The sequence below is a fragment of the Pseudomonas syringae pv. tomato str. DC3000 genome (assembly GCF_000007805.1).
In the GTDB taxonomy this organism is placed as follows: domain Bacteria; phylum Pseudomonadota; class Gammaproteobacteria; order Pseudomonadales; family Pseudomonadaceae; genus Aquipseudomonas; species Aquipseudomonas avellanae.
In genome coordinates, this window is the sequence record NC_004578.1 from 4,078,579 (window position 1) to 4,100,760 (window position 22,182).

At 61.1% G+C, this 22,182-nt stretch carries 24 protein-coding genes; 11 read left to right on the top strand and 13 right to left on the bottom strand.

The window, feature by feature from the left end:
• Positions 1-148: 148 nt before the first annotated feature.
• A complete protein-coding gene (locus tag PSPTO_RS18685) occupies positions 149-739 on the bottom strand; it encodes a hypothetical protein (RefSeq protein WP_046463356.1) in 591 nt (196 codons plus the stop codon).
• Between the two features lie 644 nt (positions 740-1,383).
• Here PSPTO_RS18685 and PSPTO_RS18690 point away from each other — a divergent pair.
• The 7 genes from PSPTO_RS18690 to PSPTO_RS18740 all read left to right on the top strand — a co-directional run bounded on the left by PSPTO_RS18690 (position 1,384) and on the right by PSPTO_RS18740 (position 9,345).
• Positions 1,384-1,836, top strand: coding sequence for a MarR family winged helix-turn-helix transcriptional regulator (locus PSPTO_RS18690; RefSeq protein ID WP_011104633.1), 453 nt, complete (start codon positions 1,384-1,386; stop codon positions 1,834-1,836).
• Entirely contained in the window at positions 1,833-3,920 is a 2,088-nt protein-coding gene (locus tag PSPTO_RS18695; RefSeq protein WP_046463355.1) for an FUSC family protein, read from the top strand. Before PSPTO_RS18690 ends, PSPTO_RS18695 begins: the two co-directional genes overlap by 4 nt.
• Positions 3,917-4,126, top strand: coding sequence for a DUF1656 domain-containing protein (locus PSPTO_RS18700; RefSeq protein WP_003378219.1), 210 nt, complete (start codon positions 3,917-3,919; stop codon positions 4,124-4,126). Before PSPTO_RS18695 ends, PSPTO_RS18700 begins: the two co-directional genes overlap by 4 nt.
• Complete coding sequence (locus PSPTO_RS18705; RefSeq protein ID WP_011104635.1) at positions 4,123-5,007, top strand: efflux RND transporter periplasmic adaptor subunit; 885 nt, start codon at positions 4,123-4,125, stop codon at positions 5,005-5,007. Before PSPTO_RS18700 ends, PSPTO_RS18705 begins: the two co-directional genes overlap by 4 nt.
• Positions 5,004-6,437, top strand: coding sequence for an efflux transporter outer membrane subunit (locus PSPTO_RS18710; protein ID WP_011104636.1), 1,434 nt, complete (start codon positions 5,004-5,006; stop codon positions 6,435-6,437). The genes PSPTO_RS18705 and PSPTO_RS18710 overlap by 4 nt, the downstream gene beginning before the upstream one ends.
• Before the next feature lie 977 nt (positions 6,438-7,414).
• Positions 7,415-8,248, top strand: a complete 834-nt coding sequence (locus PSPTO_RS18735; protein WP_005619395.1) for an ion transporter — start codon at positions 7,415-7,417, stop codon at positions 8,246-8,248.
• Positions 8,249-8,346: 98 nt separating this feature from the next.
• Complete coding sequence (locus tag PSPTO_RS18740) at positions 8,347-9,345, top strand: sulfate ABC transporter substrate-binding protein (RefSeq protein WP_011104637.1); 999 nt, start codon at positions 8,347-8,349, stop codon at positions 9,343-9,345.
• A 60-nt stretch (positions 9,346-9,405) separates the two neighbouring features.
• On the opposite strand, the gene PSPTO_RS18745 is transcribed toward PSPTO_RS18740, so the two are convergent.
• From PSPTO_RS18745 to ccmA, 10 genes are read right to left on the bottom strand one after another with little or no spacing between them, the layout of a single operon-like run.
• Positions 9,406-9,813 (bottom strand): lipoprotein, encoded by a 408-nt coding sequence (locus PSPTO_RS18745; RefSeq protein WP_011104638.1) that lies wholly within the window; start codon positions 9,811-9,813, stop codon positions 9,406-9,408.
• An 11-nt stretch (positions 9,814-9,824) separates the two neighbouring features.
• A complete protein-coding gene (gene ccmI / locus PSPTO_RS18750) occupies positions 9,825-11,006 on the bottom strand; it encodes a c-type cytochrome biogenesis protein CcmI (protein ID WP_046463733.1) in 1,182 nt (393 codons plus the stop codon).
• Positions 11,003-11,473, bottom strand: coding sequence for a cytochrome c-type biogenesis protein (locus tag PSPTO_RS18755; RefSeq protein ID WP_011104639.1), 471 nt, complete (start codon positions 11,471-11,473; stop codon positions 11,003-11,005). Before PSPTO_RS18755 ends, ccmI begins: the two co-directional genes overlap by 4 nt.
• Positions 11,470-12,006 carry a DsbE family thiol:disulfide interchange protein gene (locus tag PSPTO_RS18760; RefSeq protein WP_005765251.1) on the bottom strand — a complete coding sequence of 179 codons (537 nt, stop codon included), beginning with the start codon at positions 12,004-12,006 and terminating at the stop codon, positions 11,470-11,472. The genes PSPTO_RS18755 and PSPTO_RS18760 overlap by 4 nt, the downstream gene beginning before the upstream one ends.
• Positions 12,003-13,976 (bottom strand): heme lyase CcmF/NrfE family subunit, encoded by a 1,974-nt coding sequence (locus PSPTO_RS18765; RefSeq protein ID WP_005765253.1) that lies wholly within the window; start codon positions 13,974-13,976, stop codon positions 12,003-12,005. Before PSPTO_RS18765 ends, PSPTO_RS18760 begins: the two co-directional genes overlap by 4 nt.
• Complete coding sequence (ccmE, locus tag PSPTO_RS18770; RefSeq protein WP_005765255.1) at positions 13,973-14,446, bottom strand: cytochrome c maturation protein CcmE; 474 nt, start codon at positions 14,444-14,446, stop codon at positions 13,973-13,975. Before ccmE ends, PSPTO_RS18765 begins: the two co-directional genes overlap by 4 nt.
• Positions 14,443-14,619, bottom strand: a complete 177-nt coding sequence (gene ccmD, locus PSPTO_RS18775) for a heme exporter protein CcmD (RefSeq protein ID WP_005765257.1) — start codon at positions 14,617-14,619, stop codon at positions 14,443-14,445. The genes ccmE and ccmD overlap by 4 nt, the downstream gene beginning before the upstream one ends.
• Positions 14,616-15,419, bottom strand: coding sequence for a heme ABC transporter permease (locus PSPTO_RS18780; RefSeq protein ID WP_005765259.1), 804 nt, complete (start codon positions 15,417-15,419; stop codon positions 14,616-14,618). The genes ccmD and PSPTO_RS18780 overlap by 4 nt, the downstream gene beginning before the upstream one ends.
• Before the next feature lie 55 nt (positions 15,420-15,474).
• The gene (ccmB, locus tag PSPTO_RS18785; protein ID WP_011104640.1) at positions 15,475-16,146 is read right to left on the bottom strand and encodes a heme exporter protein CcmB; all 672 of its coding nucleotides are present in this window, start codon (positions 16,144-16,146) and stop codon (positions 15,475-15,477) included.
• Entirely contained in the window at positions 16,143-16,781 is a 639-nt protein-coding gene (ccmA, locus tag PSPTO_RS18790; protein ID WP_007245274.1) for a cytochrome c biogenesis heme-transporting ATPase CcmA, read from the bottom strand. The genes ccmB and ccmA overlap by 4 nt, the downstream gene beginning before the upstream one ends.
• A gap of 190 nt (positions 16,782-16,971) precedes the next feature.
• Here ccmA and PSPTO_RS18795 point away from each other — a divergent pair, with 190 nt between their 5' ends.
• Positions 16,972-18,621: a flagellar hook-length control protein FliK gene (locus PSPTO_RS18795; protein ID WP_046463732.1), complete on the top strand. Its 1,650-nt coding sequence runs from the start codon at positions 16,972-16,974 to the stop codon at positions 18,619-18,621.
• Positions 18,621-18,944: an EscU/YscU/HrcU family type III secretion system export apparatus switch protein gene (locus PSPTO_RS18800; protein WP_003383046.1), complete on the top strand. Its 324-nt coding sequence runs from the start codon at positions 18,621-18,623 to the stop codon at positions 18,942-18,944. Before PSPTO_RS18795 ends, PSPTO_RS18800 begins: the two co-directional genes overlap by 1 nt.
• A 21-nt stretch (positions 18,945-18,965) precedes the next feature.
• On the opposite strand, the gene recR is transcribed toward PSPTO_RS18800, so the two are convergent.
• Both recR and PSPTO_RS18810 read right to left on the bottom strand, forming a co-directional pair.
• The gene (gene recR / locus PSPTO_RS18805; RefSeq protein WP_011104642.1) at positions 18,966-19,568 is read right to left on the bottom strand and encodes a recombination mediator RecR; all 603 of its coding nucleotides are present in this window, start codon (positions 19,566-19,568) and stop codon (positions 18,966-18,968) included.
• Positions 19,569-19,678: 110 nt separating this feature from the next.
• Complete coding sequence (locus PSPTO_RS18810; RefSeq protein ID WP_005765268.1) at positions 19,679-20,563, bottom strand: LysR family transcriptional regulator; 885 nt, start codon at positions 20,561-20,563, stop codon at positions 19,679-19,681.
• A gap of 96 nt (positions 20,564-20,659) precedes the next feature.
• Between PSPTO_RS18810 and PSPTO_RS18815 the strand changes: the two genes are divergently transcribed.
• Positions 20,660-21,796 carry a DSD1 family PLP-dependent enzyme gene (locus tag PSPTO_RS18815; RefSeq protein ID WP_011104643.1) on the top strand — a complete coding sequence of 379 codons (1,137 nt, stop codon included), beginning with the start codon at positions 20,660-20,662 and terminating at the stop codon, positions 21,794-21,796.
• Complete coding sequence (locus PSPTO_RS18820) at positions 21,786-22,178, top strand: RidA family protein (RefSeq protein ID WP_011104644.1); 393 nt, start codon at positions 21,786-21,788, stop codon at positions 22,176-22,178. Before PSPTO_RS18815 ends, PSPTO_RS18820 begins: the two co-directional genes overlap by 11 nt.
• Positions 22,179-22,182 lie beyond the last annotated feature (4 nt).

A 22,182-nucleotide genomic window follows, 5' to 3' on the forward strand; every position in this document is an offset into this window, starting at 1 on the left:
CTGCGTTTGAGAATTGCGAAATCCCGCTCCATTTCAGAGAAGAGTCAACCCTTGGGGTGCTTTTAGCAGCTCAGGGTTGACTTCTCTATCGACTTAACCTTTCTTGGGCTGTGGGGCTGGCGGTAGCTCGCGATTTGGCAAAGGGACATCACCTCGAACATTGCGCATCGGTGGAGGTGGCGGAGGTGGAGGCTTTTGGTCGGACATCATATATCTCCTTGTTGTGATTTGCTGAATATGCTGGAACAAATGCGATAACTGAGGCGACAACAGCGTAAATTACATATTTTGAAAACTGGTCTAACTGGGCACTACGGCTGTCATTATTCGTCGCATTTCTCGTTGCACCCATAATATAATAGTCCATCATGGTCTGCATAAACTGCCCGTTGGCTAGCTCGACATTTCCGCCATAATACTCGAGCAACGACTTCCGGTGACTTTCAAGCTTTTCAGCAGTCGGGATAACCAAATCGTCCTTGCGGACTCGCCAGGCTTTTGAAAAGTGGGCCATCCCCACTAAGAGATAAACTCCAGCCATAAGATAAGCAGTCCAAAAGACAACCCCTTCGGAAGTCTCTACGCTTGGTGCTTTCGACAACAGGTAAGAAAGAAAACTAAGCAGTGCCACAATCATTGCCAACGGTAGATTGAGACGAGACATCAGTTTTTCTTTTCGCTCGGATTCTGCGAGGTAAATTTTTTCGTAAAGCTTGTACTCTTCGTCATCTGACTTCATGTGCGTACAGTTACCATCCGAGGTTTGAGCTGTATCATAGAGTCAAAAGGCCATGCTGCGCTAGGGAAATGCCATACAGTGGGATTCGATTCGTGCGTCTAAGCGCTTAGACGTTTTTTGGCAGATCCCCGCGCCCACGCTAAACGGCTGCATTGGGTCGAATGGGGCGTGTCACGACCGGCGACACTATCTCTTCCTGTAGTTTTTTCCTAATAGCTACTGAATACCATGCCAAAACCTCAAGAGCGTCCATTTATCGCTCTCCAACGGTCTCGAAGGCGTCAGATGCCACTGCAATCCAGCCACTGCGCTGAATCCAAATCCAATAGTTCAGCTGAAATGCATCCGACAAACGGTTACAAAATCTAAATGACTGTTTCGTATGATATTAATTGCTAGTAACAGTTAGTAAGGTTCCGGAACAATTGACGTAAACAATGAACTTTCCCTGAGCCACGTTGACCCAGGCGACCATTTATTATCGATTTCTGGCTTGATCCGGGTCGATGATCCCCCTGGCCCTATTCAAAGCCACCGTCTGGCAGTTACGGGTTGACCGTAAGATCTTGTTACGAGATATTAGTTAGCAAGCTATTAATATTCTCACTAACAATGTTGCTCCTAACTAAATTATCGGTGTTTTCATGCCTGTCGATTCATTGCATCGGGCGGTCAGTAGCGGTCTGGTAGCAGCGTCTCGCCAATGGCGACGCATCTGTCAGAACACGCTGGTCACCTACGGGATTTCCGAAGCGTGCGCAGGGCCTTTATTGGCGATTGCGCGCTTGGGTGACGGTGTCCATCAGGTCAAAGTGGCGCAAGCCGCCGGCATGGAAAGCCCGACGCTGGTGCGCCTGCTCGATCAGCTGTGCAAGGCCGGCATCGTGTGCCGCAGCGAAGACCCCAACGACCGCCGCGCCAAGGCCCTGAGCCTGACCGACAAGGGCCGCACGCTGGCAGGTTCCATCGAACTGGAACTGACCCGGCTGCGCGCCGATGTCCTCAAAGGTCTGCAGCTTTCTGACCTGGAAGCCACATTGCGTGTGTTCCAGGCGTTCGCCGAGGCGGCGCACACTGAATTGGGAGGATCGGCTTGAGCGGATTTTTCTCCAGCGTGCCACCCGCGCGCGACTGGTTCTACGGTGTGCGTACCTTCGGCGCTTCCATGCTGGCGCTTTACATCGCGCTGTTGATGGAAATGCCCCGCCCCTACTGGGCAATGGCCACCGTGTACATCGTTTCCAGCCCGTTCGTAGGCCCGACCAGCTCCAAAGCGTTGTATCGCGCCGCCGGAACCCTGGCCGGTGCGGCCGCGTCGGTGCTGCTGGTGCCGATGTTCGTGCAGACGCCCTTGCTGTTGGCCATCGTGGTCGGGCTGTGGACCGGCACGCTGCTGTTTCTGTCTCTGCACCTGCGCACGGCCAACAGTTACGCGTTGATGCTGGCGGGCTACACCATGCCGTTGATTTCGCTGCCGGTGGTCGATAATCCACAGGCCGTGTTCGACATTGCAGTGTCGCGTACCGAGGAAATTTTCCTTGGCATCATCTGCGCCTCCGTTGTCGGCGCGATGTTCTGGCCCAGACGTCTGGCTCCGGTGTTTCAGGCCACCACAGAAAAGTGGTTCGGTGACGCCGCGACCTACAGCCAGCGCTTCATCAGCCGCACCTGTCAGGCCGAAGAAATCGGCACGCTGCGTAATTCCATGGTCGGCAGCTTCAATTCGCTGGAAATGATGATCGGCCAGTTGAGCCACGAGGGCGCACGCAAACAGACCGTGCGCAACGCCAATGAACTACGCGGCCGAATGATTCACCTGCTGCCGGTCATTGATGCGCTGGACGATGCGTTGTGGGCACTGGAGCGGCGCACGCCCGAGCTGCTGGCCAGCCTGAAACCCATGCTGCAAAGGGCTTGCGACTGGCTCGAAAGCACCGCCGATGGTCCGCAACATGAGCCGTGGCGACAACTGCACCGCGAGCTGGAAGGCCTGCAACCGGGCTCTGCGCAACTCGATGACCGAGACCGGTTATTGCTCTCCAATACCCTGTTCCGCCTGAGCGAGTGGATCGACCTGTGGCAGGATTGCCGCACGCTGCAGTACGCGATCAAGACCGACGATCAGTCGCCATGGCGCGCCGTCTATCGCCACTGGCGTCTGGGTCGCCTGACACCGTTTCTGGACCGCGGCCTGATGCTCTATTCAGTGACTTCGACGGTACTGGCGATCATCGCCGCATCGGTGTTGTGGATTCTGCTGGGCTGGAAAGACGGCGCCAGTGCGGTCGCGCTGGCCGCGGTGTCGTGCAGCTTCTTTGCCGCCATGGACGACCCGGCCCCGCAAATCTACCGGTTCTTCTTCTGGACCCTGCTGTCGGTGGTGTTTGCCAGCCTGTACCTGTTCGTGGTGCTGCCCAACCTGCATGACTTCCCGATGCTGGTACTCGCCTTCGCCGTACCGTTTATCTGCGTCGGCACCTTGACCGTACAGCCGCGCTTCTTTCTGGGCACGCTGCTGACCATCGTCAATACCTCGTCGTTCATCAGCATCCAGAGCGCCTACGACGCGGATTTCATGAACTTCCTCAATTCCAATCTGGCCGGGCCTGCCGGGCTGCTGTTCGCCTTTATCTGGACGCTGGTGTTCCGCCCGTTTGGCGTCGATCTGGCGGTGAAGCGCCTGACCCGTTTCAGCTGGCGCGACATCGCCAGCCTCAGCGAACACTCGTCTCTGGCCGAGCACCGGCGCATGGGCGTGCAAATGCTCGACCGCCTGATGCAGCAACTGCCGCGCCTGACGATTACCGCGCAGGACACCGGGATTGCTCTGCGTGAGCTGCGGGTGGCGCTGAACATGCTTGACCTGCTCGCTTACACCCGGCGCGCAACACCTGCCGCTCAGGTGTTATTGCGGCAGGTGATCGATGAGGTCAGCGGCTATTTCAAACACTGCAGCAAAGCCGGCGAGCGACTGCCCGCGCCCAGAGGCCTGTTGATGGCCATGGACCGCGCACGCCGCGCGCTGACCGATCAGGAAATGGGCGACAACCCGGCTCGCGTTCATCTGCTGCACGCGCTCAGCGGCCTGCGTCTGGCGCTATTGCCGGGCGTGGAGATCGTCACTGTGGGGGGTGAGCTGACCGAGCAACTGCCACACAACATCGATGGAGCGCCGCTGTGATCGGTGATCTGGACATCAGCGGGATCTTCATCCCCACGTTTCTGGCGATGATGGGCATTGCCTATCTGCTGTTCCTCGGCGTGCACGCCGTGCTGTCGCGCGCCCACTTCTACCGTCTGGTCTGGCACCGGGCTTTGTTCAACGTAGGTCTATACGCTTTGCTGCTCGGCGCCGTGGATACTCTCAGTCGATACCTGATGACATGAAAAAACCGATACTGACACTGGGCCGCGTGGTCCTGACCCTGCTGGTTGTCACTCTGGCTGCCGTCGTTGTGTGGCGCATGGTGATGTATTACATGTACGCGCCGTGGACCCGCGACGGGCACATTCGCGCCGATGTCGTGCAGATCGCGCCGGACGTGTCCGGCTTGATCCAGAAGGTCGAGGTGACGGACAACCAGCCCGTGCACAAGGGCCAGGTGCTGTTCACCATCGACCAGGACCGTTTCCGCCTGACCCTGCGTCAGACCCAGGCAACGGTTGCCGAGCGTCAGGAAACCTGGGAGCAAGCGCGCCGCGAGAACAAGCGTAACCGCGGCCTGGGCAATCTGGTCGCGCGTGAGCAACTGGAAGAAAGCCAGTCTCGCGAAGCCCGCGCCCTCTCGGCACTGGGTGAATCCCGCGTGGCCGTGGATGCCGCACAACTGAACCTGGATCGCTCGGTGATCCGCAGCCCGGTGGACGGCTACCTCAACGACCGCGCGCCCCGCGATCATGAGTTCGTCACGGCCGGGCGGCCGGTGCTGTCGGTGGTCGATTCGGCGTCGTTCCATATCGACGGCTACTTCGAGGAAACCAAACTGGACGGCATTCATGTTGGCCAGGGCGTGGACATCCGGGTCATTGGTGACAACGCACGGCTGACCGGTCACGTGGTGAGCATCGTTGCCGGCATCGAAGACCGTGACCGCAGCAGCGGCTCGAACCTGCTGCCCAACGTCAACCCGGCGTTCAGTTGGGTGCGCCTGGCGCAGCGGATTCCGGTGCGCATCGCCTTCGATGAGGTGCCTGGCAACTTTCGCATGATCGCCGGGCGCACCGCGACGGTGTCGATCATTGACGATACGCAGGAGGCGCAACGATGAAACGCGCTTTACGCGTGGCGGCCCTGGGGTTCAGTGCAGTGCTGTCGGCCTGCCAGATGGTCGGGCCGGATTACCAACTGCCGAAAGACGGCGCGATCAATCGCCCGGATTTACAGGGCGAACTGGCCGGCCGTTCGGTCAACACCGTTTCGGCGCCAGTGCCTGCGCACTGGTGGCGGCTGTATCAGGATGCGCGTCTGGATGAACTGGTGCGCCAGGCCATCGCCTCCAATACCGACCTGCGCATTGCTGCCGCCAACCTGCAACGTTCTCGCTATCAGACGTCCGAAGCCCAGGCCGCAGGCGGTTTTACCAACGGTGCGAAGATCGGCGCGCAGCGTGTGCAGGAATCGGGCGAGGCGTATCTATTGACCGAAAAGGTGCCGGTGTCCAACGTCGGCGACGTTGGCCTGACCACTTCGTATCAGTTCGACCTGTTTGGCACGTTGCAGCGCGGCATCGAAGCTGCGCAGGCCAATGTCGATGCCAATCAGGCGGCGGTCGATACGGCGCGCATCACGGTGGTCGCCGATGTGGTGCGGGCCTACACACAGATCTGCGCGGCCAACGAAGAACTCGGCATCGCCCGCGAATCGCTGGCCCTGCAACAGCAGAGCGTGACCCTCAACCAGCGCCTGCGCGATGCGGGCCGTGGCGATGAAACCCAGGTCACGCGCTCACAGACGCAGTTCAAATCGTTACGTGCCGAAATGCCACGTTACGAGGCGCGACGTCAGGCGGCGATGTTCCGCCTGTCGATGCTGCTGGCCAAACCTGTGGAACAATTACCTGTCGGGGTCAGCACCTGTAACGAACTGCCGCACATCGCACAGGTCATGCCGGTGGGCGATGGCGCCACACTGCTCAAACGCCGCCCGGATGTGCGTCAGGCTGAACGTCATCTGGCGATGTCGACGGCCGAAATTGGTGTGGCCACCGGCGAGTTGTATCCAGACATCAGCATTGGCGCGAGCATCGGCACCACCGGCCTGATCGAGAACCTCGGCAAACCGGCCGCCAACCGCTGGGGCTTCGGGCCACTGCTGAACTGGACCCTCCCGTCCAACGGCTCTCGGGCACGCATCCATCAAGCCGAAGCGTCGGCGCAGGCATCGTTGGCACGCTTTGACGGCGTGGTGCTCAACGCCATCCGTGAGACCCAGACCGGCCTTGCGCAATACACCGCCCTGCTCGACCGCCGCGATGCCCTCAAGGAAGCCGAACAATCGGCCAGAGAAGCTGCTGACCAGACCCACCGCTTCTACGAGGCCGGACGCGCCTCGTTCCTCGCCGACCTGCAAGCCACCCGCACCTACACCGACGTACGCGCACAGATGGCCGAAGCCAACACCGAAGTGGCCATGGGGCAGATCAACCTGTTTCTGGCGCTGGGTGGAGGTTGGGAGAAGGATGACGTGGCGCAGAAGTAGAGATTATCGTTCCTACCACTCCAGCGTAGGAACGCGGTTCTGGACGCTCTGCGTCCGGTCTTGAATGTGCAGCGCGGCGCAGAGTTGTGACGCAGAGCGTCACGAAACGGCATGACGACACAGAGCGTCGCACGATAGTTGAGATTATCGTTCCTACGCTCCAGCGTAGGAACGCGGTTCTGGACGCTCTGCGTCCGGTCTTGAATGTGCAACGCGACGCAGAATTGTGACGCAGAGCGTCACGAAACGGCGTGACGACGCGGAGCGTCGCACGATAGTTGGGGTTATCGTTCCTACGCTCCAGCGTAGGAACGCGGTTCTGGACGCTCTGCGTCCGGTCTTGAATGTGCAGCGCGGCGCAGAATTGTGACGCAGAGCGTCACGAAACGGCGTGACGACGCGGAGCGTCGCACGATAGTTGGGGTTATCGTTCCTACGCTCCAGCGTAGGAACGCGGTTCTGGACGCTCTGCGTCCGGTCTTGAATGTGCAACGCGACGCAGAATTGTGACGCAGAGCGTCACGAAACGGCATGACGACACAGAGCGTCGCACGATAGTTGGGGTTATCGTTCCTACGCTCCAGCGTAGGAACGCGGTTCTGGACGCTCTGCGTCCGGTCTTGAATGTGCAACGCGACGCAGAGTTGTGACGCAGAGCGTCACGAAACGGCATGACGACGCGGAGCGTCGCACGATAGTTGGGATTATAGTTCCTACGCTCCAGCGTAGGAACGCGGTTCTGGACGCTCTGCGTCCGGTCTTGAATGTGCAGCGCGGCGCAGAGTTGTGACGCAGAGCGTCACGAAACGGCATGACGACGCGGAGCATCGCACGATAGTTGGGGTTATCGTTCCTACGCTCCAGCGTAGGAACGCGGTTCTGGACGCTCTGCGTCCGGTCTTGAATGTGCTGCCAACGCGCTTGCACTTGACCGGCCATGCTCCTAGGCTCTGCTGATCTTTGTATCGGGAAGCACCATGGACACCTCTCTGAGCCGTCGCGAGCGGTTGCATATCGTTATTTTCGAGGCCAATACGCCTGCCGGGCGGATGTTTGACAAGATTGTGCTGGTGGCGATCCTGCTCAGTCTGCTGGTCACGGTCATCGACAGCATCGAAAGCATTCATCGCGATTACGCGACGCTGTTCGCCTGGATCGAATGGGGCTTCACGCTGCTGTTCGCCATTGAATACATCATGCGTCTGTACTGCTCGCCCCGGCCACTGAAATATGCGTTCAGTTTTTACGGGCTGGTCGATTTGCTGGCGATTGTGCCGGGGGTTCTGTCGATTTATTACAGCGACGCACAATACCTGCTGATCGTGCGGATCATCCGTATGCTGCGGATTTTCCGGGTGCTCAAGCTCGGTACTTACCTGCGCCAGGCCAACTACCTGCTGGCAGCGCTACGCGGCAGCAAGCAGAAGATCATCGTGTTTCTGGTCACCGTCTCAACCCTGGTCACGGTGTTCGGCACGCTGATGTACGTGATCGAAGGCCCGGAGCACGGTTTCACCAGCATCCCCAAGGGCATTTACTGGGCTATCGTGACCCTCACCACCGTCGGCTTCGGCGATATCGTGCCCAAGACCCCCGTCGGGCAGATGCTCTCGTCGCTTGTGATGATCATCGGTTACTCGATCATCGCCGTGCCCACCGGGATATTCACCGCCGAGCTGGCCAACGCCATGCGCGGCGAGCAGTTGAAACACGATTGCCCGGTGTGCTCGAAGAATTTCCACGAGCATGGCGCAGCGTTCTGTTCGCGATGTGGTAATCAATTGTTCGCAAAAGTAGAGCACAAGGCATAAGCAAAGACCTTTTCAGTCTTTAAACAGCAGGCGCGATACTGATAGTGTCGCGGCATTACGCCATCAGACTTCATCACAATGATCTCAAGGACCTTGCAGTGAACAAACTCTTCGCCGCCTCGCTACTGGCCGCAGGCCTGGCCTTTGCCAGCGCAACTCAGGCGGCTCAGCCGCTGCTCAACGTCTCTTACGACGTGATGCGTGATTTCTACAAGGACTACAACAGCGCCTTTCAGAAACACTGGAAAGCCGAAAAGAATGAAGACGTGACCGTGCAGATGTCGTTTGGCGGGTCGAGCAAGCAGGCGCGCTCGGTCATCGACGGGCTGCCGGCTGATGTGATCACCATGAACATGGCCACCGACATCAATGCGCTGGCCGACAATGGTGAACTGGTGCCGAAAGACTGGGTCAGCCGCCTGCCGAACAACAGTGCACCGTTCACGTCGGCCACTGTGTTTATCGTGCGCAAGGGCAACCCGAAAGCCCTCAAAGACTGGCCGGACCTGATCAAGGATGGCGTCGAAGTCATCGTGCCCAACCCGAAAACCTCGGGCAACGGCCGCTACACCTACCTGTCGGCGTGGGGGTACACCCTGAAAAACGGCGGCGATGAAGCCGCTGCGAAGAAATTCGTCGGTGATCTGTTCCGCCATGTGCCAGTGCTCGACACCGGCGGCCGTGGTGCGACCACGACGTTCATGACCAACCAGATCGGCGACGTGCTGGTCACCTTTGAAAACGAAGCCGAGATGATCGCCCGCGAATTCGGTCGCGACCAGTTTGAAGTGGTCTACCCGTCCGTGTCGGCAGAAGCCGAGCCGCCGGTGAGTGTGGTCGACAAGGTGGTGGACAAGAAACAGTCTCGCCCACTGGCTGAGGAATATCTGAAATACCTGTGGTCGCCAGAAGGTCAGGAAATCGCTGCCAAGAATTACCTGCGCCCACGCGATACGCAGATTCTCGCCAAGTACAAGGATCGTTTCCCGAAAGTGGACTTCCTCTCGGTGGAGAAAACCTTCGGCGACTGGCGCACTGTGCAGAAGACCCACTTCATTGACGGCGGTGTGTTCGACCAGATTTATCCGGGCAAGTAAGCACCCCCGCAAAGCAAAACGGCGACCCATAAGGTCGCCGTTTTTATTTGCAGACTTGAATCAATTGCTGAACTGTTTACCCAGCCCGGCCGGTACGCCGCTGGCGTCGGTCGCCTGCCACGGTCCGTTGGGGTTGGTCGCCCAGCTCCAGCCGTTGTTCCATTGGTAGTAAGTGCGCTGGCGATAGAACGTATTGGGCTGGTCGTCCATCACGTACACACCCAGGCGAGGGTCCCAATGGCTGCCACCGCCCGGTGGCGGGGCGAAGCTGGCCGAGGTCTTCGGTGCTGCCGCTGGCGCTTTGGCAGGCTCGGCAGGCGCAGTGCCAGGGCGCGGTGCGCCAGGCTGCTGGCCACCCGGCAGGTTAATAATCGGATCCTGGCTATGTGGCGGTGCCGGATACTGGACTGCACAGGCACTCAGGCCAACGACCAGACCCAACAAGGTGATGCGTGCGGTACGGTACATAAACGTTTTCTCTAGTTATCCGGACTGTCGATGGTCAATACCTGCTGCGCCTCGGTATCGCTGGCCAGCGGCTGACTGCGGCCGACCCACTCACCAGTGGTTGGCTGCCCTGCGCGAGACACTCGCGCAACCAGTTGGACTTGTGCAAAGTTCGACAGGTTCAGTTGCGGCATCATTGCGTCGGCATCGCCCAGTTCCACCTCGGCGGGCAGGTCCGCCACAGTGATGCGCTTGACCGCCAATGGCGCGGCTGGCCCCTTGATTGCGCGGGCGAAGATGAACACGCTGTCAGTTGGCTGGACGTTATTTTTGAGCGATTCAGCCAGCGCGACACGCACTTTGAGTGGCCGGGCTTTGACTGGCGGGCCCTGTTGCGCAAGATTCTCTCGTGCCCGGGCTATCCCGCCTTCCAGCGCCGAGCGCGATGCGTCCTGCGCGGGCAACGCCGCCAGCAGGCGGGTCCAGTAATCCACCGCTGCCTGATAACGCTGCGTTTCAAACGCGGCAATCCCCAGCAGGCCAAGGCTGGTGACTTCTTTGCGGTCGGCCTGCAGCGCTTCGTCGGTCAGCGCCTGCACCTGCGGGGTGAAGTGCTTGTCGCTAGCAAAATACAACGCCTGCGCCCACTGACCGAGCAACTCGGGCGATCTTCCGGCCAGTGCCACCGAACGCTCGAACATCCGTGCTGCATCGCCGGGACGATTTTGCGCCATGTAGCTGCGCGCCAGAAAATACAGGTTCTCGGCAGAATCCGGCTGGGCCTGCACGCTGCGCTCAAGGCGCTGGGTCATGTCGGCCAGTGAGGATGGCGGCTTGGCGAATTCGCGGCTCAGCTCGACCCGGTCGCTGGCGCCCAGATGCAGATAGCCCATAAGGCCGAGCAGCGGCACCAGCACGGCAGCCAGAAACAACAGCGGCTTGCCCAGCCGGGAAGCGCGGACGGTTTCTGTGCCTTCGGTGTCGGCAAGCAACTCTCGGGCAGCCTCGGCGCGAGCGTCCTGAAGCTGCTGCGCCGACAAAACGCCTTGCTCGTGCTGAACCTGCAACTCGGCCAGGCGCTCCTGATACAGAGCCACATTGAGCGCGGTGCGGTCTTCTTCGCGCTGCGCACGCTGGCCGCGCAGCACCGGGAACAGCAAAAAGCCCAACGCCACCAGCAACAACAGCCCGGTTGCTATCCAGAAATCAATCATGTGCGGTGATCGTCCAGCAATCGGGCGAGGCGCTGCTGCTCGTCTTTGGACAATGCAGCGGCGGGGGCAAAGCGCTGTTTGCGACGGCGCATCACGATAAAACCAATCACCAGCAGGCCGCCGAGCAACAGACCGGCCGGGCCGAACCAGAGCAGCCAGGTGCGGGCGTTGAGGCTCGGTTTGTAACGAACGAAGTCACCATAGCGATCGACCATGAAATCGATGATCTTCTGATTGCTCTGCCCTTCGCCCAGCATGCGGTAGATTTCCTTGCGCAAATCAGCCGCAATGGGTGCATTGGAGTCGGCGATGTCCTGATTCTGGCATTTGGGGCAGCGCAGCTCGCGGGTCAGCTCGCTGTAGCGGGCGCGCTCGGCGTCGTCACGAAAGGTGTAGGCGTCGATGGCCGCATGGGCGATGCCGCACAGCAACAGGTTCAGCAAAATCATGCTCAAGCAGCGTTTCATGGTCGGCCCTCGTCAACCAGCGCCTGATAGCGGGCAGCAATTTTCTCGCGCCAGACCGCCTCATCAATGACCCCGACATGTTTGTAACGAATGATGCCCTGACGGTCGATCAAGAAGGTTTCCGGTGCGCCATACACACCCAGGTTCAGGCCCAGCGAGCCGTCTTCGTCACGGATATTCAATTGGTAAGGATCGTGAAATTCCTTGAGCCACTTTATCGCATCGGCGTTGACGTCCTTGTAGTTCACGCCGTAGATCACCACGCCCTGCTGCGCCAGCCGGGTGAGCAGCGGATGCTCGACCCGGCAGGCCACGCACCAAGTGCCCCAGACATTGACCAGCGCGGGTTTGCCCAGCAGGTCGGCACGGGTCAACACCCGATTACTCTGCACTGCCTGCAACGAGAACGGCGGAAAAGGTTTGCCGATCAGCGCTGAAGGCAGCTCGGCGGGGTCCAGATACAAACCGCGGTACAACAACGCCGCCACGCCGAGAAACAGCGCCAGCGGCACGACCATGATCCAGCGCCTCATCGCGCAGCTCCCGACAGGCCAAGCGCCTCACGCACTCTGGTTTTGACCCGCGTGCGATAACGCCGGTCCAGCGCCGCCAGCACCCCGCCAAGACCGGTCAGCAAGCCGCCGAACCAGATCCAGCGCACGAACGGTTTGACGTGAACCCGCACCGCCCAGGCGCCATTGCCCAGCGGTTCGCCCAAGGCCACGTAAAGATCGCGGCTGAAACCGGCGTCGATGCCCGCCTCGGTCATCATTGATTGCTGCACGCTGTAAAGGCGTTTCTCCGGGTGCAGTTCAGTGAGCTGCACGCCGTTACGCAGGACGCGAACGGTGCCACGATCCGAGGTGAAATTGGGCCCTTCATAATGCTTCGCGCCCTCGAACACAAACACATAACCGCCCAGCTCGGTGGACTCACCCGGGGCCATGCGCAAATCGCGCTCGGCGCTGTTCTGGCTGGATAGCACCACGCCCAGCGCGCACACCACGATGCCAAAGTGCGCAAGCTGCATGCCCCAATAACTGCGGGTCAGGCTGCGTGCGCCTTTGAGAAGCCCCTTGTGACGGGTCTTGTCAAACAGGTCGCGCAGCCCGGCCAGCAGCACCCAGGCAGCGAGCATGAAGATGGCCAGCACCGCCCACTGAAAATCGCCCATGACCAGCCCGGCGATCACCGCCAGCACGGCGCTGCCGATCAGCACCGGGGCGAGCATGCCCAGCAGCCATTTCAGCGGCGTGTCCTTCCAGCGCACCAGTACACCGACCGCCATGACTGCCAGCAACAGCCCCATCAACGGCACGAACAGCGCGTTGAAATACGGCGGACCGACCGACATCTTGTCGCCGCTGATGGCGTCGATCACCAGCGGATAAAGCGTGCCGAGCAGGATCATCGACGCGGCCACCACCAGCAACAGGTTATTGCCGAGCAGCAAGGTTTCCCGCGACCACAGGCCAAAGCCGACGTGGCTTTTCACCACCGGCGCACGAATCGCGAACAGGGTCAGCGAGCCGCCCACCACAACCAGCAGGAACATCAGAATGAACACGCCGCGTGCCGGGTCCGAGGCGAAAGCGTGTACCGACGTCAGCACCCCGGAACGCACCAGAAACGTGCCCAGCAGGCTCAGGGAAAACGCCGCAATTGCCAGCAGCACCGTCCAGCTCTTGAACACGCCGCGTTTTTCCGTGACCGCCAGCGAATGAATCAGCGCCGTGCCCACCAGCCAGGGCATGAACGAGGCGTTTTCCACCGGGTCCCAGAACCACCAGCCGCCCCAGCCCAGTTCGTAATACGCCCACCACGAGCCAAGGCTGATGCCGATGCCGAGAAACGCCCAGGCCACCAGTGTCCAGGGTCGCGACCAGCGCGCCCAGGCAGCGTCGAGTCGCCCGCCGAGCAGCGCCGCAATGGCAAACGCAAAGGCTACGGAAAACCCCACATAGCCCATGTACAGCATCGGCGGATGCACGATCAGGCCGATATCCTGCAACAACGGGTTGAGATCGCGCCCGTTGGCAGGCATTTGCGGCAGCAGGCGGGCAAACGGGTTGGACGTGAGGATCAGAAACAGCAAAAAGCCCAGGCTGATCATGCCCATCACGGCCAGTACCCGCGCCAGCATCACCTGTGGCAGTTGCCGGGAAAACACCGACACCGCGAAGGTCCAGCCACCGAGAATCAACGCCCAGAGCAGCAACGAGCCTTCATGCGCGCCCCACACGGCGCTGAACTTGTAGTACCAGGGCAGCGCGGTGTTGGAATTCTGCGCCACATAGGTAACGGAAAAATCATCGGTCATGAACGCGTAGGTCAGGCAACCGAAGGCGAAGATCAGAAAGCTGAACTGGCCCCACGCCGCTGGACGCGCCAGGCTCATCCACAAGCGGTCGCCACGCCACGCACCGATCAGCGGGACGATGGCCTGCACCAGCGCAAAACCCAACGCCAGAATCATGGCCAGATGGCCGAGTTCGGGAATCATCGATCAGCCTGCCTAGCGGGCATGGAGGCCGGAGCCGGTGTCGCCTGGCCGCTTTCACGCAGTGCTTTGCTCACTTCGGGGGGCATGTACTTCTCGTCATGTTTGGCCAGCACTTCGTCGGCAACCACCACGCCCTGAGCATCGAGCTTGCCCAACGCGACAATGCCCTGCCCCTCGCGAAACAGGTCGGGAAGGATGCCGCGATAGGCGATGGTCACCGACTTGTTGAAATCGGTGACCACAAAACGCACGTCCAGTGAATCCGTCGAGCGCTGCAATGACCCCTTCTCTACCATGCCACCCGCGCGAATGCGGGTGCCGAGCGGGGCTTGGCCATTGGCGATCTGGCTTGGCGTATAGAACAGATTGATGTTTTCCTTGAGCGCACTGAGTGCCAGGGTCAGGGCCAGACCGACACCGCCCAGCACGGCCAGAATGATCAACAAGCGCTTTCTGCGCAGCGGGTTCACGGCCGGCTCTCCCGCTTCAAGCGTTGCGCCTGTTGCTTCAGATAACGCCGCCGCGCCAGCACCGGCAACGCCACGTTGATCAGCAGCACCAGCAGACACAGGCCGTAAGCCGACCAGACAAATAGCCCGTGGCGGCCCATTGCGAGAAAATCGCTGAATGACTCGAAGCTCAAGGCGTGTTCTCCAACGGCGTCGGCGTGTGCCCCAGGCTGCGCTGAATCTCGGCCCTTGCCCACTGGGTGCGCGACTCGCGACGCAGCACTTCAATCCGCATGCGCAACAGCAGCACGACGCCAAAGAAGCAGTAAAAACCCAACACGGTAAACAGCAGCGGCAGCCACATTTCGGCAGGCATGGCCGGTTTCTCCGTGAGGCTGAACGTCGCGCCCTGATGCAAGGTGTTCCACCACTCGACCGAGTATTTGATGATCGGAATATTCACCACGCCGACGATGGCCAGCACTGCACAGGCCTTGCCGGCGCTGTCGCGATTGCTGATCGCGTTGCCCAGCGCGATCAGGCCCAGATACAGGAACAGCAGAATCAGCATTGAAGTCAGTCGTGCATCCCAGACCCACCAGGCGCCCCAGGTCGGCTTGCCCCAGATCGCCCCGGTTGCCAACGCCAGCGCAGTCATCCACGCCCCGATGGGCGCCGCGCAGTGCAGCGCAACGTCGGCCAGTTTGATCTTCCATACCAACCCGACCACGCCGCACACCGCCAGCATCACGTAGCAGGACTGCGCCAGCATGGCGGCAGGCACGTGAATGTAGATGATCCGAAAACTGTTGCCCTGCTGGTAATCCGGCGGCGCGAACGCCAGGCCCCAGACCATACCGATGCCCAGCAACAGACACGCAGCCACACTCAGCCACGGCAGCAGGCGCGCACTAATGCGGTAAAACGCTTTCGGTGAGCCGAGCCTGTGCAACCAGGCCCAACCGATGCTGCTTTTCATGGCGTTGCTTTTCATCAGGTGTATCCAGGGTTTTTGCCGGACATCGGTAACCCGATGCCCGGCACCTCAATTATTCGCCGACGCTGATCTTCAGGCCCGCGGCGATTGCAAAGGGTGTCAGGGTAATCGCCAGCACCGTGAGGCTGCCGAGCCACAACAGGTAGCCGGTCGCGGACACGCCTTGCAGGGCGGCTTGCAGCGCAGCGCTGCCCAGAATCAACACCGGGATGTACAGCGGCAGAATCAGCAGGGCGAGCAACACACCGCCGCGCTTGAGGCCCACCGTCAACGCGGCGCCCACGGCGCCCAACAGGCTGAGCACCGGCGTGCCGAGCAGCAGCGAAAGCATCAGCACCGGCAGGCACTGCACCGGCAGACCGAGCATCAATGCCAGCACCGGCGACAACAGTACCAGCGCCAGCCCGGAAAAAACCCAGTGTGCCAGTACTTTGCCCAGAATCAGAAGCGCCAGAGGGTGCGGCGAAAGGACCCACTGTTCCAGTGAGCCGTCCTCGAAATCGCCGCGAAACAGCCCGTCCAGCGAAAGCAGCACAGCCAACAGCGCCGCCACCCAGAGCAGTCCCGGCGACAAGGCTTGCAACAATTGCGTGTCCGGGCCGATGGCCAGCGGGAACAGGGCGATGACCAGCGCGAAGAACACCAGCGGGTTGGCCAGCTCGGCCGGACGACGCGCAAGCAGGCGTGCTTCGCGCAGGATCAGCGCCGCAAAGACACAGCTCATGCTGACCCCTTTGCCAGATCGATGCTGCGATAACCCGCAGGCAAGCGACTCAGGGTGTGGTGAGTGGTGATCACTACCATACCGCCCTGTTCACAGTGGTCTGCCAGGTGATTCTCCAACTGGGCGATGCCTTGTTGATCGAGCGCGGTGAAGGGCTCATCGAGTATCCAGAGCGACGGGCCGGGCAGATGCAGACGTGCCAGCGCAACGCGACGCTGCTGCCCGGCAGACAAGGTGTGACAAGGCACGTCCTCGAACCCGGCCAGCCCGACCGCGTTCAGCGCATGACCAATAGCGTCGGCACCGGCTGGCTGATGCAGCGCGCAGAGCCAGGCCAGGTTCTCAAGCGGTGTGAGCAAGTCCTTGAGCGCTGGCGCATGGCCAAGCCACAACAGATCGCAGCCCGGCGCTCGCTGGCGGCCCAGCACTTGCCCGTTGAGCAGCACCTGCCCGGCGGTCGGCTGCATCAGCCCGCACAGCAGGCGCAGCAGGCTGGTCTTGCCGCTGCCGTTGGGGCCGCTGACCTGCAACATGTCCCCGGCGCACAGGTGCAGATCGAGGTTTTCGAACAGCACCCGCCAGTCCCGCTCGCATGCCAGAGCCGTCGCTTGCAAAAATGGGGGGGCTGGGGTCATCAGGCGTTTCCAGTGCTGTTGCGTCGCGAAATGTGTCAAAACAGACACATACGGAGTAAAAGACGGTTCAAGTCAGGATTGATGCAGCCGTTACATGAAGAGAACTTAATGGCGGCCAGCCCGGTTTCGGCCGGTATTATACATACGAGTCCTGTTATCAAAGGGGCAATTTCCTCAGGTCGACATTTCAATGACAGGCGACATCACCAGCGTTCCGGCGGCTACCGCCATCACCACATTGCTGCGCGCCGGCATCTCCCCTGCGCAGGTCCTGACCTTAGTGCAATCGGCGGAAAATCTCATCCCCGAAGGCGAGACCGCCGACGCCGAAGTACTGACCCTCAAGCAGGTCAACCAGAACTTCCAGTTGCTGCTGCGTCTGGTGCTGGCCAATGGCACCCAGACCAGCCTGCCGGTCACCAGCAGCGTACCGTTCACGCCCGGTAGCCTGTTGCAGGTGGCGCAGGCGTCGTCCAACGAACTGACACTGACCCTGCAACAGCTCAACAGCGCGCTGAAAAACTCGATGACCAGCCTCGATACTCAGCGGTTGCCGGTCGGCACCCTGTTGCAAGGCAAGGTCATGACCAGCCAGGCGATCGCGCAGGCGGTCAACCTGCTGGCCGGGCAAAACCCGGCTGCGGCAACGCCCACGTACCGCTCCATCGTGATGCTGCTCAACACCGCACTGGCAGGCTCCAGCCTGACCATCGAAAGCCCGCAGCCGTTGACCGTCGGCAGCCTGTTGAGTGCCCAGGTGCAAGGCAGTCAGGCACTGAATTTCGTCGCCCTGCCCGGTCGCTTTGATCAACTGGCAGTGGCGCAACAACTGGCCACCCAGCAAAACCGTCAGGGCTCGCTGAGCACCCTGATCAATGCCCTGCAAAATCTGCAAAACGTGCAGAGCAACACGGCGGCGAACAGCAATCCGGTTGCGAACACGCCAGCCATCAGCGCGCCGCTGCAAGCCGCCATCGGCCAGTTGCTGGACGATTTGCCCGATATCGATCAGATGACCACACCCAAAGGCGTTGCGCAGGCGCTCAATGCCAGCGGCGCATTTCTGGAAGCAAAACTGCTCGCCGGGCTCAATCCGGCGCAGGTCCCGGACATGAAGGCCAACCTGATGCGCCTGATCGCGCAGATTCTGCCCGGCCTGCCGGAAAACACCACTTACAGCGCCGCCGCTGCGTCCAACACCCTGGCGCGGGCCATGCCCAACGCCATTCGCAATGCGCTGGGCACCCTGGGGCTGGTGGCTGCGCGCACCCAGCCAAGCATCTTTCCGTTGCCGTCGCGCAACGTCAGCGGTGGCGAAAAAGAGGACGACCTGGAGATTCTGCTCAAACTCGCGGCCGCCGCTGTTTCGCGCCTGCAAAGCCACCAGTTGGGCGGCCTGGAGCAGACCCGTACCAATGCCGATGGCACTCAGGTGACTACATGGCAACTGGAAGTGCCGATGCGCAACGCCCATGACATCGTGCCGTTGCAGGTCAAGGTGCAGCGCGAAGACAAGCCTGATCAGGACGCCACCGAAGACCGCGACGATATCGAGATCAAGGAAACCCGTGAAAAACTCTGGAAAGTCGATCTGGCTTTCGACCTGGAGCCGCTTGGCCCCATGCAGGTGCATGCGCAACTGCTGCGCGGCACGCTGTCCAGCCAGTTATGGGCCGAGCGCCCGGATAGCGCAACACTGATCGAACATGAACTGGGGCATTTGCGCGAGCGCCTGATTGCCTGCGGCCTGGCCGTCGGGGAACTGGCGTGCAGCCATGGCGTTCCGCCGCAAGGGCCGCGCACCGCCCTCGAACAACGCTGGATCGACGAGAACGCCTGATGACCCTACCCGATCATGTCCCGCGCCAGGCCATCGCCCTGAGCTACGACGGCCAACAGGCGCCGACCCTCAGCGCCAAGGGTGACGACCAGTTGGCCGAAGCCATTCTGGCCATTGCCCGCGAATACGAAGTGCCGATCTACGAAAACGCCGAGTTGGTCAAACTGCTGGCCCGCATGGAGCTGGGCGACAGCATCCCCGAGCCGCTGTACCGCACGATTGCCGAAATCATCGCCTTCGCCTGGCACCTGAAAGGCAAGTTTCCGGCCGGTCAGGACCCCGATGCGCCGCCTGTAGAGCGGGATATCACCCCGCGCTACTGACAGCGAAGCAGTTGAACGGCTTCACAAGGCAATCGGTTTGCGCCCGGCAAACGAGTGCGCCAGGGTGCCGCCGTCAACCAGGTCCAGCTCGCCACCCAGCGGCACGCCGTGGGCAATGCGCGAGGCCACCAGGCCTTTGTCGTGGAGCAACTGGGCGATGTAGTGCGCGGTGGCCTCGCCCTCCACGGTCGGGTTGGTGGCCAGAATCACTTCCGTGAAGGTGGCCTGCTGGCTGATGCGCTCCATCAGTTGCGGAATGCCGATGGCCTCCGGGCCCAGGCCGTCGAGGGGCGACAGGTGGCCCTTGAGCACGAAATAACGACCGCGATAACCGGTCTGCTCCACCGCATAGACATCCGTCGGGCCTTCGACCACGCACAGCAGGGTGTCATTGCGACGCAGGTCGGAACACTGCGGGCAGAGCTCTTCTTCGGTCAGCGTGCGGCACAAGCGGCAATGACCGACGCCATCCATTGCCTGCCCCAACGCCAATGCCAGCCGCGAACCGCCGCTGCGGTCGCGCTCCAGCAGCTGCAACGCCATGCGTTGCGCGGTTTTCTGACCTACGCCCGGCAGCACGCGGAAGGCATCGATCAACTGGCGAATCAGGGGGCTGAAGCTCATGGAGAAAAATCCGACAAAAACACAAGACGCGGTTTATACCCGCGCGTTGCTGTGAGCGTCAATTGAGGTGTTCGATACTGCGACCAATAGCGCCTGTGCGACTGACGTGATCAGCCCTTCAACGTCGTCTCCAGAAACTCCGTCAGTGCCTGCACCCTCGCGCTGCGGTGCTTGCGCACAGGCACCAGCAGGTTGATCGGGGCGCTGGCCAGTTGCCAATCGGCAAGGACGCGCACCAGGTTGCCGCTGGCGATCGCATCGCTGACATCCCACTGCGAGCGCAACACGATCCCCAGCCCCTGCTCGGCCCAGCGCCGCGCCACCGAGCCGTCGTTGCTGAGCAGTGCGGGCTCGATGCGCAGGGTCTTTTTTGCGTGCCCCTTGCTCAGGTGCCAGAGGGTCACGTCTTCGTCGTTTTCACGAATGCAGATGCAGCGGTGGCTGGCCAGTTCATCGGGCATCGAAGGCACGCCGTGCTGCTCAAGATAAGCCGGGCTGGCGCACAGCCAGCGATGGTTCTGCGCCAGAGGCCTGGCGATCCACAGGCTGTCATTGAGGTTACCGATGTGAATCACCGCGTCGCTGTCGTGGCGATCCGGCCACGGCGTTTCGCGCAGGTCCAGGTGCAGGGATAATTGCGGATGCAGCTTGGCGAAGCGTGCCAGCAGCGGCGCAATGCGCTGCCGGCCATAACCAAACGGCGCAGCCAGGCGCAGGGTGCCGACCAGTCGTTCGTCGCGCTGTTTGAAAGATTCCGGAAGCGCTTCAAGCTGTTCCAGCAGGTGCGCGCTTTCCCGTGCGAAACGTTCGCCATCGGCGGTCAGGCTCAGGCGTCTGGCGTCGCGGTTGGCCAGGGTGATACCCAGTTGCGTCTCCAGTTTGCGCAAGCGCATCGACAACGCGGGCGGCGAGACATTCAGCACTCGGGCGGCAGCACTGAGGGATTCACAGCGCGAAAGCGTCACGGCCAGACGCAGGTCTTCGATGGCGATCATTCAGCTCAGCTTAAGGATTGATGACAATCCATTGAACCACAGCTTCATCATCAGTGAGTAGAGTGCCTGTCGTACCCCGTCATGCGAGCCTTGCCCATGTCAGCTTTTCTGCCCTCTCTCGATACGCCTGTTGCACTGCTGGACATGCCGCGCATGCAGCGCAACATTCAGCGCATGCAGCAACGCATGAATGAACTGGGCGTGCGCTTGCGCCCGCACGTCAAGACCAGCAAGTCGCTGCCGGTCATTCAGGCGCAGATGGCTGCGGGTGCCCGTGGTGTGACGGTCTCGACCCTGAAAGAGGCCGAGCACTGTTTTGCCGAGGGCATCAGCGACGTGTTTTACGCCGTTGCCATTGCACCCGGCAAACTGGATCAGGCACTCAAGCTGCGGCGCATTGGCTGCCGCCTGAGCATCCTGACCGACAGCGTGGTCGCAGCACAGGCCATTGTTGCCTTTGGCCAGCAGCACGATGAGCAATTCCAGGTATGGATCGAGATCGATTGCGATGGCCATCGCTCGGGGCTGACGGTCGAAGACAACGCGTTGATCGAGGTGGCGAGAACACTGGTCGAAGGCGGCATGCAACTGCGCGGGGTCATGACCCACGCAGGCTCCAGCTACGACCTCGACACGCCTGAAGCACTGCAAGCCCTGGCCGAACAGGAACGCCTGCTCTGCGTCAGCGCCGCCGAACGCATTCGCCAAGCCGGGCTGCCCTGCCCGGAAGTCAGCATCGGCTCGACACCCACCGCATTGTCTGCGCAAGGTCTTGCAGGCGTGACCGAGGTGCGCGCGGGCGTGTATGTGTTCTTCGATCTGGTGATGCACAACATCGGCGTGTGCGGTGCAGACGAGCTGGCCTTGAGCGTGCTGACCACCGTTATCGGCCATCAGCAGGACAAGGGCTGGGTTATCGTCGACGCAGGCTGGATGGCCATGAGCCGGGATCGCGGCACCCAGCGCCAGCGTCAGGATTTCGGTTACGGCCAGGTCTGCACTGAAACCGGCGAGTGGATCGATGGCGCGCGAGTGACCGGGGCCAATCAGGAGCACGGCATTATCACCCTCGCCACAGGCGACAGCACAGACATCACCGGCCGCTTCCCGATTGGCAGCCGGCTGCGCATTCTGCCCAATCACGCGTGCGCGACCGGCGCGCAATTCCCGGACTATCACGCCTGCGACGCCGAAGGCGCAGTGCACATCTGGAGTCGTCTGCATGGCTGGTGATATCGAACTGATTCGCACCCCCTCGGCCGCAGCGCCGGGCGGGCACTATTCCCAGGCGGTGCTGCACCTAGGCATTTTGCATGTTTCCGGGCAATTGCCGGTGCGCGCCGACGGCAGCCACAGCGTTGACGAGCCGTTCGAGGTGCAGGCGGCCATTGCGCTGGACAATCTGGTCGCGATACTGGGCGCAGCAGGTTGTGGCACGGATGACCTGCTCAAAGTGACGGTCTATGTAGCCGGTATCCGGCACTGGCCTGATTTCGACCGGATCTATGCGCGCTATCTGGGCGAGCATCGTCCGGCCCGCGCTGTGGTGCCGGTTCCAGAATTGCATCACGGCTACCTGATCGAGATCGAAGCCCTGGCGCGCGCCGTACGATGAACAT